This is a genomic window from Enterobacter sp. Sphag1F, assembly GCF_014193275.1.
GTDB classification, from domain to species: Bacteria; Pseudomonadota; Gammaproteobacteria; order Enterobacterales; family Enterobacteriaceae; genus Pantoea; species Pantoea symbiotica.
In genome coordinates, this window is the sequence record NZ_JACHZD010000011.1 from 29,823 (window position 1) to 42,106 (window position 12,284).

The 12,284-nt window shown below is 55.7% G+C and carries 15 protein-coding genes; 2 read left to right on the top strand and 13 right to left on the bottom strand.

The features are described from left to right. Window positions 1–71: 71 nt before the first annotated feature. From tusB to fkpA, 5 genes are all read right to left on the bottom strand, one after another. The gene (gene tusB, locus FHW71_RS23435) at window positions 72–359 is read right to left on the bottom strand and encodes a sulfurtransferase complex subunit TusB (protein WP_061719703.1); all 288 of its coding nucleotides are present in this window, start codon (window positions 357–359) and stop codon (window positions 72–74) included. 9 nt (window positions 360–368) lie between these two features. Continuing rightward, on the bottom strand, window positions 369–728 hold the full coding sequence (tusC, locus tag FHW71_RS23440) for a sulfurtransferase complex subunit TusC (protein WP_179453206.1): 360 nt from the start codon (window positions 726–728) through the stop codon (window positions 369–371). Next, entirely contained in the window at window positions 728–1,114 is a 387-nt protein-coding gene (gene tusD / locus FHW71_RS23445) for a sulfurtransferase complex subunit TusD (protein ID WP_179453207.1), read from the bottom strand. The genes tusC and tusD overlap by 1 nt, the downstream gene beginning before the upstream one ends. Then, a complete protein-coding gene (locus tag FHW71_RS23450; RefSeq protein ID WP_007886240.1) occupies window positions 1,114–1,836 on the bottom strand; it encodes a transcriptional regulator in 723 nt (240 codons plus the stop codon). Before FHW71_RS23450 ends, tusD begins: the two co-directional genes overlap by 1 nt. Window positions 1,837–2,010: 174 nt before the next feature. Further along, entirely contained in the window at window positions 2,011–2,841 is an 831-nt protein-coding gene (gene fkpA, locus FHW71_RS23455) for an FKBP-type peptidyl-prolyl cis-trans isomerase (RefSeq protein WP_008102198.1), read from the bottom strand. A 280-nt stretch (window positions 2,842–3,121) separates the two neighbouring features. Here fkpA and FHW71_RS23460 point away from each other — a divergent pair, with 280 nt between their 5' ends. After that, entirely contained in the window at window positions 3,122–3,340 is a 219-nt protein-coding gene (locus FHW71_RS23460; protein WP_008102200.1) for a protein SlyX, read from the top strand. Between the two features lie 43 nt (window positions 3,341–3,383). Here FHW71_RS23460 and slyD read toward each other — a convergent pair whose 3' ends face one another. The 4 genes from slyD to kefG all read right to left on the bottom strand — a co-directional run bounded on the left by slyD (window position 3,384) and on the right by kefG (window position 6,723). Further along, the gene (gene slyD, locus FHW71_RS23465) at window positions 3,384–3,938 is read right to left on the bottom strand and encodes a peptidylprolyl isomerase (protein WP_049851962.1); all 555 of its coding nucleotides are present in this window, start codon (window positions 3,936–3,938) and stop codon (window positions 3,384–3,386) included. A gap of 191 nt (window positions 3,939–4,129) precedes the next feature. Next, the gene (locus FHW71_RS23470; protein WP_179453208.1) at window positions 4,130–4,324 is read right to left on the bottom strand and encodes a YheV family putative zinc ribbon protein; all 195 of its coding nucleotides are present in this window, start codon (window positions 4,322–4,324) and stop codon (window positions 4,130–4,132) included. A gap of 45 nt (window positions 4,325–4,369) precedes the next feature. After that, window positions 4,370–6,172 carry a glutathione-regulated potassium-efflux system protein KefB gene (gene kefB, locus FHW71_RS23475; RefSeq protein WP_008101837.1) on the bottom strand — a complete coding sequence of 601 codons (1,803 nt, stop codon included), beginning with the start codon at window positions 6,170–6,172 and terminating at the stop codon, window positions 4,370–4,372. Continuing rightward, complete coding sequence (gene kefG / locus FHW71_RS23480; protein ID WP_061719708.1) at window positions 6,172–6,723, bottom strand: glutathione-regulated potassium-efflux system ancillary protein KefG; 552 nt, start codon at window positions 6,721–6,723, stop codon at window positions 6,172–6,174. The genes kefB and kefG overlap by 1 nt, the downstream gene beginning before the upstream one ends. A gap of 114 nt (window positions 6,724–6,837) precedes the next feature. On the opposite strand from kefG, the gene FHW71_RS23485 reads away from it, so the two are divergent. Beyond that, window positions 6,838–8,742, top strand: a complete 1,905-nt coding sequence (locus tag FHW71_RS23485; protein ID WP_179453209.1) for an ABC transporter ATP-binding protein — start codon at window positions 6,838–6,840, stop codon at window positions 8,740–8,742. Between the two features lie 85 nt (window positions 8,743–8,827). Here FHW71_RS23485 and tauD read toward each other — a convergent pair whose 3' ends face one another. Genes tauD through tauA form a run of 4 tightly spaced genes read right to left on the bottom strand, consistent with a single transcriptional unit; the run spans window position 8,828 to window position 12,244 of the window. After that, the gene (gene tauD, locus FHW71_RS23490; protein WP_154157202.1) at window positions 8,828–9,667 is read right to left on the bottom strand and encodes a taurine dioxygenase; all 840 of its coding nucleotides are present in this window, start codon (window positions 9,665–9,667) and stop codon (window positions 8,828–8,830) included. Further along, on the bottom strand, window positions 9,664–10,491 hold the full coding sequence (gene tauC, locus FHW71_RS23495) for a taurine ABC transporter permease TauC (RefSeq protein WP_179453210.1): 828 nt from the start codon (window positions 10,489–10,491) through the stop codon (window positions 9,664–9,666). Before tauC ends, tauD begins: the two co-directional genes overlap by 4 nt. Then, window positions 10,488–11,255, bottom strand: a complete 768-nt coding sequence (tauB, locus tag FHW71_RS23500; RefSeq protein ID WP_179453211.1) for a taurine ABC transporter ATP-binding subunit — start codon at window positions 11,253–11,255, stop codon at window positions 10,488–10,490. Before tauB ends, tauC begins: the two co-directional genes overlap by 4 nt. Window positions 11,256–11,266: 11 nt before the next feature. Then, a complete protein-coding gene (gene tauA, locus FHW71_RS23505; RefSeq protein ID WP_179453212.1) occupies window positions 11,267–12,244 on the bottom strand; it encodes a taurine ABC transporter substrate-binding protein in 978 nt (325 codons plus the stop codon). Between the last annotated feature and the right edge of the window lie 40 nt (window positions 12,245–12,284).

Below are 12,284 nucleotides of genomic sequence, written 5' to 3' on the forward strand. Positions count from 1 at the left end.
GTATTACTACGAGGAGGCAGAATTTTAGGGCTGTGTCAAAAGGGTGTCAAGAAATAACCAGGTTTTCGCTCTTACCAGGCCACTTGTTGTTGGTGCTTCGCTGTCAACGCAACGAAACCAGTATAGTCTAAACGTGCTACCTTGGTCGAAATTTGCTCAGTCAGGCCGCGCGCCGCCACATCTTCTTCTAATACCCACAGCGTAGCCGGCGATGCGCTGAGCCTGGTTAACATCTGGCTACCGGCCAAAGCGGCAGTCACGCCATCCTGCAATAAAAGCAGATCGTCGCCTTCCTGCAATAAAAGCAGCAGGCTATCGATATCGCATTGCCAGGGAGATTGCAGCAACGTGTAGAGCATGATCAGTTCTCAGAATCGAATAACACGATGATAGGTAGCCAGCTTCTCACGTAGCGATGCAGCATCCAGCGCCTCAGCAGCCAACACACGTTCAGCCGCTAAACTTTGTCCGCGCGCCAGCAGCGAATCGGCGCAGACAAAACACTGGTCGATATCGTACAGCGCAAGCACGCCAAAGGTAGCGATGTAGTTGCGCGCCAGAATCTGCTCGGGTTGCTGGTCGCGATTGAGCTGCAGCACGCCATCACCGATAAAGAACAGACCGATATCTTCGCTTAGCGCGCCCGTCGCAAGTACCGCATCGAGCCCTTCCCTGCCCGCACTACTTCCGTGCGGTGCCTGAGTAAAAAGAAACGCCACGCGGTTCATTAGAATTGCACCAGACGATCGCAGCCGAGCGCGGCTTCAGCCAATGCGCCCAAACCGCTGAGTTCAAAACCTGGCTGTAAATTGCTGCCCGCCAGTTGTAAGCGCGCGGCTTCCTGCGCGTTGGTTACTCCACGACGAAGTGCTGCGGCCACGCAGATATTCAACGCGGCGCCACTTTCAGCGCGCAGTTGCTGCCATTCACGCACCATATCCACTTCATCGCTGGCCGGCGCGCTCAGTTGGTTGGCGTTCAACACGCCTTCACGATAGAAGAACACGCTTTCCAGCTGATGTCCGGCCTTGACTAACGCACGCGCAAACAGCAGCGCGCTACTGGCATGTTGCGTGCCGTATGCCGGTCCGGTGACCAGCAAGGTGTAGCGCATTAGCGATCCTGCCCCTGAAAATCACCGCTTTTAAACTGGCGAATGTAGAGGTAAACCGTGTGCTTGGAGATATTGAGGCGGTCAGCCACCTGGTTAATCGCGTCTTTAATGTCGAAGATGCCCTTTTCATACATATTGAGCACGATCTGGCGATTCTTGGCATTGTTAGAAACGTTACGGTCAGCGCTCACTTCTTCTATTGCGAACTCAAGCGTCTGCATCACCAGGTCTTCCACCGAGCTGGCAAAGTTGACGTTGGAATCCACCTGCTGCATTTCCGGCGGCATAAAGGTCGACATAATTTGCGAGAATGGAACGTCGAGGTTCATATTGATGCACAGCAAGCCAATGACGCGCTGCTGACGATTACGAATCGCGATAGTGACCGATTTCATCAGCACGCCGCTTTTCGCGCGCGTGAAGTAGGCTCTGGAGACATTGCTATCTGCACCGTGCATATCGTGCAGCATACGCAGGGCCAAATCGGTAATCGGCGAACCCACTTTACGCCCGGTATGTTCACCGTTGGCGATACGCACCGCAGAACACTTCAAATCTTCCAGCGAGTGCAACACGATTTCGCAGTGCGAGCCAATCAGCATCGCCAGGCCATCGACAACGGCTTCGTATGATTTGAGGATATCGTAGTCTGCTTGCTCGAACGGACGTTGCTCCAGTAAATCGAAGTCAGTCAGTTCGCCGGGATTGAATGGATTAGACATCGAAGACATTACCCTAAATGGCTGGAGCCTGTCTCGACAGCATTGGGGCAGACTCATGTGGTGATAGTTAAGCAGGCGTTAGTCTGGCAAATGTCATGGTCTTTAGCCAGACCTTTACCTCTATCTCCGAAATAAAAACGCCGCCCGTAGGCGGCGTGGTGCAGAAAGTTCAGATTACTGCGCTTTCTGATCGCCAGCGACTGGAGCTTGCGCTTTTTCATCCGCTTTCGGCGCGGGTTTGATGTCGAGCAGTTCAACATCGAACACCAGCGTGGAGTTAGCCGGAATACCCGGAACGCCATTTTTGCCGTAAGCCAGGTTCGGTGGGATCACCAGCTTGATCTTGCCGCCTTTCTTCACGTGCTTCAGACCTTCAGTCCAGCCAGGAATCACACCGTCCAGACGGAACGACAGCGGCTCGCCACGAGTATACGAGTTATCGAACTCAGTACCGTCGATCAGCGTACCTTTGTAGTTCACAACCACAGTGTCGCTGTCTTTAGGCACATCGCCAGTACCTTCTTTCTCTACCTGATACAGCAGGCCAGATTCAGTTTTCTTCACGCCTTTTTCTTTGGCGAACTTGTCAGCGTAAGCAGAGCCCTTATCGGAGTTCTCTTTCGCGTCTTTTTCCATCTTCGCCTGAGCTGCACCTTTCACGCGGCCTTCAAAGGCCTGCAGGGTTTGCTCGATCTCTTGATCAGAAAGTTTGCTCTTGCCGCCAAAGGCGTCCTGAACACCCGCGATCAACTGATCTTTATCCAGTTTGATGCCCAGCTTCTCTTGTTCCTTCAGAGAGTTGTCCATGTAGCGACCAAGGGACGCGCCAAGTGCATAGGCTGATTGCTGGTCTTCGTTTTTGAAGGCAGCATTTTTCGGTGCTTGCGGCGCAGCCTGAGCGGCGTCTGCTGGAGCAGCGGCGGTTTCTGCTGCCATTGCCAGCGGTGCATTCAGCGCGAAGGCCATGGTGGTAGCTAACAATGTGACTTTAAACAGTGAATTCATCCTTTCTCCAAAACCGAAGCCTCTAACCTCGGGAATCATTGCGGACTGAGGCCCACACTATAACTTTACGTGGCAGCGGCGAACACTCCCACAATGTAATTACCCGTTCAACCTCCGACCTTTTTTGCTTCAGGAAGTTTCATCAGAGATATAGGCGTTATGCGCCGTTTCAATGCAGCATGACGCGGAAAGGTAAAATATCAGGTGATTCTGAAGTGAAAGGCCGTAGAATCACGCCCGAAACAGACTAACGCGCAGCACCGCAAGATGAGGAAAGATCATGCAACCAACAGAATGGGAACAACGCCTTGAGGCGCTGGAGAGCAAGCTGGCTTTTCAGGAATACACCATCGATCAGCTCAATCAAACGGTGGTTCAGCATGAGCTGGAGATGATCAGACTGCGTGAGCAGGTCCGTCTGTTAATCGATAAAGTGAAAGATAGCGCGCCGTCGATGATTGCCTCGCAATCAGAAGAAACGCCGCCGCCACATTACTAAAAGAAAAGGCCACCCGAAGGTGGCCTCGCCAGCGTAACACTGATTAGTGGCTGCAGCCGCAACCGCCAGTGCCACAACCGCCCTGGCCGTGATCGTGACCATGGTCGTGGTCATGATCGTGATGATGCCCATCAGCGCCATGCACATGACCGTGCGCCAGCTCTTCTTCGGTCGCTGCGCGAATCGCCACAACTTCCACGTTGAAGTTCAGGTTCTGACCCGCCAGCATGTGGTTACCATCAACCACTACGTGCTCATCTTCAACTTCGGTGATTTCAACCGGTACTGGACCTTGATCGGTTTCTGCCAGGAAGCGCATGCCAACCTGCAGTTCATCAACGCCCATAAACACGTCTTTAGGTACGCGCTGTACGAGGTTGTCATCGTATTGACCGTAAGCGTCATTCGCCGGGATATGCACGTCAAACTTATCGCCTACATCATGATTTTCCAGCGCTTTTTCCAGACCAGAAATCAGGGAACCATGACCGTGCAGATAGTCCAACGGTGCACTCACCGGTGACTCGTCAACCAACACACCGTCTTCGGTACGAACCTGATACGCCAGGCTCACCACCAGGTCTTTTGCTACTTTCATGATATCTCCTAACCGTTGAGAACTAAGATCCCGTCCCATTGGTCAATTTTGCGTGCAATAAACCAACCAGAAAGGTTCAAGACTGAGGATGCCAATAGTGTTGCGGCATACTGCTCAGCGTTAATGGCGCCGATTGTAGCGGAATTCAATCCCGCTGTAAGTTCAAGCTTAAAAAAAGCTGCGCCATTGCGCTACTCAGGATGAAAAATCCCGATCACTTGCTCGTTAGTGCGAACCTGATCGCGCACCTGCTTGTCAGCTTCACGCATCTGATGGCCGCACTGAACACATTCCACCACTTCAACGTTGTTTTCACGCCACAACGCCAAGGTATCTTTTGCCTGGCACTTTGGACAAACCGCACCGGCTATAAAGCGTTTACGCATACTGTTTCCTGCCGTCGTTAATGAACGGATTAAGTAAGTATAGATCTACTCGTCATCCCAGCCGTCGAACTGGCGTTTTTCGTGTTGCATTTCGCGCTGGAAGATATCCTCCAGCTCGCGCCGAGCCTCACGCACACGTGAAACCTGCGCGCTGTCATCATGGCTTGGCACCAGTTCACGCAGCATGCGCATATCCAGACGACGGAAATGTTGCTGTGCGCGCTGCGCCTGATGCGGATGCATGCCCAGCGAGATCAGCGTTTTACGGCCCAGCTCCAGCGCACTGGAGAACGTCTCACGTGAGAACAGCGTGACGCCAGCCTGCAACAGTTCATGCGCCTCAACACGTCCACGCGCGCGCGCCAGGATTTCCAGCTGCGGGAAATGCTGCTGACACAGCTGCACGATGGTCATCGAATCTTCCGGATCGTTACAGGTAATGACGATGGATTGCGCATTCTCCGCGCCCGCTGCACGCAGCAGCTCCAGCTCGGTGGCGTCGCCATAGTAAACCTTATAGCCATATTTACGCATCAGGCTCACTGCAGAGATGTCGCGCTCCAGCACCGTAATGCGTTTGTTGTTCGCCATCAGCAAACGACCAACCACCTGACCAAAACGACCAAAGCCCACCACAATGACCTGCGGCTGATCGTCTTCGACAAAGTGCTTCTCGGCATTTTCATCGGGTTCATTAAAACGATGCGCCAGTAAACGGTCGATGCCGTTCATCAGCAGCGGCGTGGTCATCATCGACAGCGTCACCGTCACCAGCAGCAGCGGCATTTGGTCGCCGCTGAACATTTTGGCCGAAGACGCCGCCGAGAACAGCACAAAGGCAAACTCGCCGCCCTGGCTTAACACACCGGCAAACTGCTGACGCTCCGAGCTGCGCAGGCCATAAATACGGCCCAGCACGTACAGCACCAGCGTTTTCACTGTCACCAGAATCAGCACGCCCAACAAAATTTCAGTGATGTGGGTATAAAGCACGCCGAGATTCAGCGCCATGCCAACCGAAATAAAGAACAAGCCCAACAGCAAGCCTTTGAACGGTTCGATGGCCACTTCCAACTCGTGACGATATTCACTTTCCGCCAACAGAATACCGGCGATAAAAGTACCGAGCGCCATCGACAGGCCGAGCGCGTCCATAAACAGCGCCGAACCCAGCACCAGCAGCAGCGACGCGGCAGTAAACACTTCGCGTACACCGGATGCGGCAATAAAGCGCAGAATCGGGCGCAGCAGATAACGGCCACCAATCAGCATCCCGCCGAACGCCAGCACTTTCATACCGACTTTCAACCAGTCAACGTGACCGCTGTCGCCGCCTGCCAGCAGCGGCACCAGCGCCAACGCGGGGATCACCGCCAAATCCTGGAACAGCAACACCGAGAAACCGAGCTGTCCCGATTCACTGCGGTTCATGCCTTTATCGCGCATCAGCTGCAGCGCCATCGCCGTAGATGACATCGCCAGGCCAATACCGCCAATCACCGCCGCCTGCCAGCTAAAGTCGGTTAGCCACAGCAATCCGCCGAGAATGGCGGCGGAGATCAGCACCTGAGCGGCACCCACGCCAAAGATAGAACGGCGCAGCGCCCAGAGTTTCGACGGGTTCAGTTCCAGCCCGATGATGAACATCAGAAACACCACGCCGAGTTCGGAGAAGTGCAGAATCTCCTCAACGTCGCTGATGAAACCCAAACCCCACGGACCAATCGCAATACCGGCCAGCAAATAGCCCAGCACCGCGCCAATGCCGAGACGCGCCGCAATCGGCACAATCAGCACCGCCGCAACCAGATAAATGACGCCCGCCGTCAGTAACGTTTCGCCTTCCATCACACACCTCCTTGCGGCAGCGGTGAAGCTAGCCAGTCGCCGTACGCTCGCGCAAAATTACGCATCACTTCCGGCGTCTGCCGACGTGCCCAGTGAATCACCATCGGCGTCATCCAGTGCATGCGACACATCTGCGCCGTCAGCTCAAACGGACGCATAATGTCACTCATCGGATAGCGATTCAGGCCGCTATGGTGATATGCCGCTTCTGGTTCGCCGGTGGTCACCACGCTGCGCCAGTATTTGCCTTCCAGCGCATTGCCATCCGGACCGCTGGCAAAGCCGCGCGACAGCACACGATCCAGCCACTCCTTCAGGAGCGCCGGGCAGCTGTAGGTATAAAGTGGATGTTGGAATACAACGATTTGATGTTCGCGCAGCAATTGTTGCTCATAGTGAATATCAATAAAGAAATCCGGATAGTGGGCGTATAAATCGTGCACCGTGACGTGGTCCAGTTCCATAGCCGACTGCAGCAAAACCCGATTAGCAATCGAATCCTGTGATTCCGGATGGGCGTAAAGCAGCAATATTTTGGGTGGCTGCGACATCGTTCCCCTCCAAAGCGTCGTCACGGCACAGGAATTCCGCTACCATGCTCGACGCAACAAATTTTCTCGAATTATGTTGCCGGTAAATTAACATATTCTGACGATACGGCGCTTATGATTGTCTTTTCAGCACTACAAATTCGCCGCGGCACCAACGTGCTGCTGGATAACGCAACAGCCACCATTAACCCAGGCCAGAAAGTTGGTCTAGTGGGCAAAAATGGTTGCGGCAAATCAACGCTGCTGTCATTGCTGAAGGGCGAAATCAGCAGCGATGCAGGTAACGCCACCTTCCCGAGCAACTGGGCGTTGGCGTGGGTCAATCAGGAAACCCCGGCGCTGAGCAAACCCGCGCTGGAGTATGTTATCGACGGCGACCGTGAATATCGTCAGCTTGAATCCGAATTAGCCGACGCCAATGCGCGCAACGATGGCAACGCCATCGCCTTGGTGCACGGCAAGCTGGACGCGATTCAGGCCTGGAGCATACCTGCTCGCGCCTCAAGTTTGTTGCACGGTTTGGGCTTTAGCCAGGAACAATTAATGCGGCCGGTGAGTGACTTCTCCGGTGGCTGGCGCATGCGCCTTAACCTTGCGCAGGCGCTGGTGTGCCGTTCCGATCTGCTGCTGCTCGATGAACCGACCAACCACCTCGATCTCGATGCAGTGATCTGGCTTGAACGCTGGCTGAAAAGCTACGAAGGCACGCTGGTGCTGATTTCGCACGACCGCGACTTTCTCGATCCGGTGGTCGATAAGATCATCCACATCGAACAGCAAACGATGTTTGAATACACCGGCAACTACAGCTCGTTCGAACGTCAACGCGTCGCCAAGCTGGCGCAACAGCAGGCGCTGTTCCAGAGCCAGCAGGAAAAAGTGGCGCACCTGCAGAAGTATATTGATCGCTTCCGCGCGCAGGCCACCAAAGCGAAACAGGCGCAGAGCCGCATTAAAATGCTGGAGCGCATGGAGCTGATTGCGCCGGCGCACGTCGATAACCCGTTCAGCTTCAGTTTCCGCGCGCCAGAAAGCTTGCCGAATCCGTTATTGAAGATGGAGCGCGTCACCGCCGGTTATGGCGAACGCATCATTCTCGACGCCATCAAACTCAACCTTGTGCCGGGTTCGCGTATTGGCTTGCTGGGCCGTAACGGCGCGGGTAAATCGACGCTAATCAAACTGCTCGCCGGTGAGCTCGAGGCGCTGGATGGCAAAGTTGGCCTGGCGAAAGGCATCAAGCTCGGTTACTTCGCCCAGCATCAGCTGGAATATCTGCGCGCCGATGAATCACCGTTGCAGCATTTATCACGCATCGCGCCGAAAGTCCTTGAGCAGCAGCTGCGCGACTATCTTGGCGGCTTCGGCTTCCAGGGCGATAAAGTCAGCGAAATCACCGAACGTTTCTCCGGCGGCGAAAAAGCGCGTCTGGTGCTGGCATTGATTGTCTGGCAGCGTCCGAATCTGCTGCTGCTTGATGAACCGACTAACCACCTCGATCTCGATATGCGTCAGGCGCTGACCGAAGCGCTGATTGATTTCGAAGGCGCGTTGGTGGTGGTCTCGCACGATCGTCATCTGCTGCGCGCCACCACTGACGATCTCTATCTGGTGCACGACGGCAAGGTCGATGTGTTTGAGGGCGATCTGGAAGATTATCAGCAGTGGCTGAGCGATCTGCAGAAGCAGCAAGCGCAACAGGATGCCGCGCCGAAGCAGGATAACGGCAACAGCGCGCAATCGCGTAAAGACCAGAAACGCCGCGACGCCGAACTGCGTGCACAAACACAGCCGCTGCGCAAAGAGATCGAAAAGCTTGAGAAGCAGATGGCGAAGTGGCAGGGCCAGCTCAGCGATGCCGAAGCGCAGTTAGCCGACAGCGCGATTTACGATCAGAGCCGCAAAGCCGACTTGAACGTGGCGCTGCAGCGTCAGGCCGAGAGTAAAGCCGCGCTGGAAGAGGTCGAAATGGCGTGGCTGGATGCGCAGGAACAGCTGGAGCAGATGCTGGCGGGTTAAGTGCAGTCTTTCCGGTCAGCATAAATGCTGACCCTACGCGCCCGCAGGCAGTTGTAGGGTCGGCATTCATGCCGACCTGGACTCATCAAAACGGCTTATCCCCCAACACCGTCGCACGATGCATTACTCTCCGCGCCGGATAATAATCCGCATTGGCATAATGCTGCGTCACGCGGTTATCCCAGATCGCCACATCATTCTCCTGCCAGCGCCAGCGCACCTGGAACTCCGGTTTAGCGCTATGCCAGAACAGGAAGTTAAGCAGCGCATCGCTCTCTTTTTCGCTCAAACCCAGCAAACGCGTGGTAAAACCTTCGTTGACAAACAGCGCCTTGCGTCCGCTGACCGGATGGGTACGAATCACCGGATGCTGCACCGGCGGATTCTTCGCCACCGCTTGCTGCCAACGCTGATGCTCTTCCTCAGTTTTACGGTATTTGTACTCCTGGAACGACTTCTTAAAGTCGTGCTCCGCCTGCAGCCCATTCAACAGCGTCTTAAACGGCTCAGAAAGCGCTTCATAGGCCGCAATGCCGGTTGACCACAAGGTATCGCCGCCGCTCTCCGGCAATAGCTTGGAAGCCAGAATCGCAATCGCCGGCGGTGTTTGAATAAAGGTGACATCGGTGTGCCAGTTGTCATTATCCGGCGGATTATCCTGATGGGTATCCAGCACGATGATCTCTTCCACGCCTTCCGCATGCGGATAGACAGGATGGATATGCAGATCGCCAAAGCGAATCGCCAGCGCGCGCTGCTGTTCCGGGGTGATCACCTGATTGCGCAGGAACAGCACCTGATGGCGCAGCAGGCCATGATAAAGCTGTTCAAACTGGGCATCGCTCAGCGGACGGCTGAGATCGACATCGCTAACCTGCGCCCCGATATTCGGGCCCAAAGCGGTAAAAGAAAGTCGTTCGTTCATTGCTGTTCTCCATTCCAGGGCGTCAGTCGGCGCTGCAAGGCGCGCAGACCCAGTTCTAAGCCAAAGGCAATCAGGGCAATCACGGCGATACCGGCCAGCACCACGTCGGTGGCGAGGAACTCACCGGCCGACTGCACCATAAAGCCGAGTCCACGCGTAGCGGCAATCAATTCCGCCGCCACCAGCGTTGACCAACCTACGCCGAGACCAATGCGCAAGCCGGTGAGGATTTCCGGCAGCGCGCCGGGCAGAATCACGAAGCGCAGCAGCTGCCAGCGCGATGCGCCCAGCGCCTGTGCCGCGCGAATGCGTACCTGCTGGGCATTCTTCACGCCTGCCAGCGTCGATAAGGTCACCGGCGCGAAAATCGCCAGATAAATCAGTAAAATCTTCGAGGTTTCGCCGATGCCAAACCAAATCACCATCAGCGGCAGATAGGCCAGCGGCGGCACCGGGCGATAGAGTTCGATCAGCGGATCAAGCAAGCCGCGAATCGCCGGGCTCAGACCCATGGCAATCCCGACCGGAATGCCAATCAGCGCGGCAAAGAACAGCGCCACCAGCATACGCGCCAAACTGGCACCCAGATGCTGCCAAAGCGTGGCATCCATAAAGCCTTGCGGGCTGGCAATCAATATCAGCTTCTGCAGCACCACTTGCGGCGGCGGTAAAAACAGCGGCGCCACTAAACCGAGCGCGGTTATCGCCCACCACAACAGCAGCAACAGACCAACGCTGAGCAGGCTAAGTGAGAACTGGCGCGAGAACGGCCAGCGCAGAGCGCGACGACGCGCTTGGGTTTTCTCATCAATCACCGCACTCATATAAACGCCTCACGCTGGGAAAACACCTGATTCAGTACATATTCGCGACGTTCGATAAACGCCGGATCGGATTTGATGCTGCGGCACGGTTCCCCGGCGGCGAAGCGCTGACCGAAGTCGAGTTTCAAACGTTCCACTATGCGGCCCGGTCCCGGCGACAGCAGCATCAGTTCGCTGGCGAGGAACACCGCTTCTTCGATGTCGTGAGTGATCAGCAGAATCTGTTTGCCGGTATCACGCCACAGCGTTAGCAGCAGGGTTTGCATCTGTTCGCGGGTAAAGGCGTCCAGCGCACCGAACGGCTCATCTAACAGCAGCAACTGAGGATCAGCCGCCAGCGCACGCGCAATGCCCACGCGCTGACGTTGACCCCCAGAGAGCTGCCAGATAAAACGCTTTTCTGCACCTTCCAGTCCTACTTTGCGGATCAAACGGCGTGCAAGGGTATGGCGCTCCGCCTTCGCCATCCCCGCCAGTTGCAAGCCGAACGACACGTTATCAATCACGTTGCGCCACGGCAGCAAGCCTTCATTCTGAAACACCACGCCGCGCTCCGCGCCCGGCCCTTCTACCTTTTTGCCATCCAGCGTAATGCTGCCGGATTCCAGCGGCAGAAAGCCGGCGATGAGGTTCAGCAGCGTGGTTTTGCCACAGCCGGAAGGGCCTAACACCACCAGCAGGTCTCGGCTGCCCAGCTGCAGGTTAATGTCCTGCAGCGCGGGTTGTCCGGCGTAACGCGCATTGAGATTGGTGATGTTAAGCATACGGCCTCCGGTTATTTCGCTAAGGGTGCAACGAAGCGCGTGGTAACGAAGCTGCTGTAATCGCTATCTGCTTCTGGCACTTTGCCCTGCTCTTTCAGGAAGCCGGCGGTATCGACAATCGCCTTGTTCACCGGCTTGCCGAGCTGCTCCACCTGTTGCTGCGCGGTGAGATAGGTGTTGCCTTTCACCAGCACCGGCACATCCGCTTCGGGTACACCGCTCAGGCGCGCCAGCTTGCTCAGATTGTCTGACTGCTTCAGCCATTGATCCGGATTGGCAATGTAAGCTTGCTGCGCTTCGACGGCGCTGCGGGCAAAGGCGGTGACGATTTCTGGATGCTGCTGTGCAAAGTCTTTACGCACCACCCACACATCAAGCGTTGGCGCGCCCCACTTGCCAACCTGCGAGGAATCCGTCAGCACCTTGCCATCTTTTTCCAGCTCATTTACCGCCGGCGACCAGACGTAAGCACCGTCGATGTCACCGCGCTTCCAGGCGGCAATAATCGCCGGTGGCTGCAGGTTGACTAAGGTCACTTGCGAAGGCTTGATGCCCCAATGCTTGAGCGCAGCGAGGAAGCTATAGTGCGTCGTCGAGATGAACGGCACGGCGATGCGCTTGCCAATCAGGTCTTTAGGATCTTTGATGGTTTTCTTCACCACCAGCGCTTCGGAGTTACCGAGCTGTGAGGCCAGCAGGAAAGCTTCAATCGGCAGCTTTTGCGTAGCGGCGACCGCCAGCGGGCTGGAACCGATATTGCCAATCTGGACGTCGCCCGATGCCAGAGCACGCAACACGCTGGCTCCGCTATCAAATTTGCGCCAGTCGACGGTAGCACCGCTCTCTTTGGCAAAGGTGTTATCCGCCTGCGCCACTTTGGCCGGTTCCGCCGACGTCTGATACGCCACGGTAACGTTGACCGCTTGCGCCTGGAACGCCATCAGGGCCAGAGCCGCTGCGACTGCCGTTATTGTTTTTTTCATCGCCATCATCATTCACCCCAATGTGTTTTTGTCTGCGCAGTTTCTC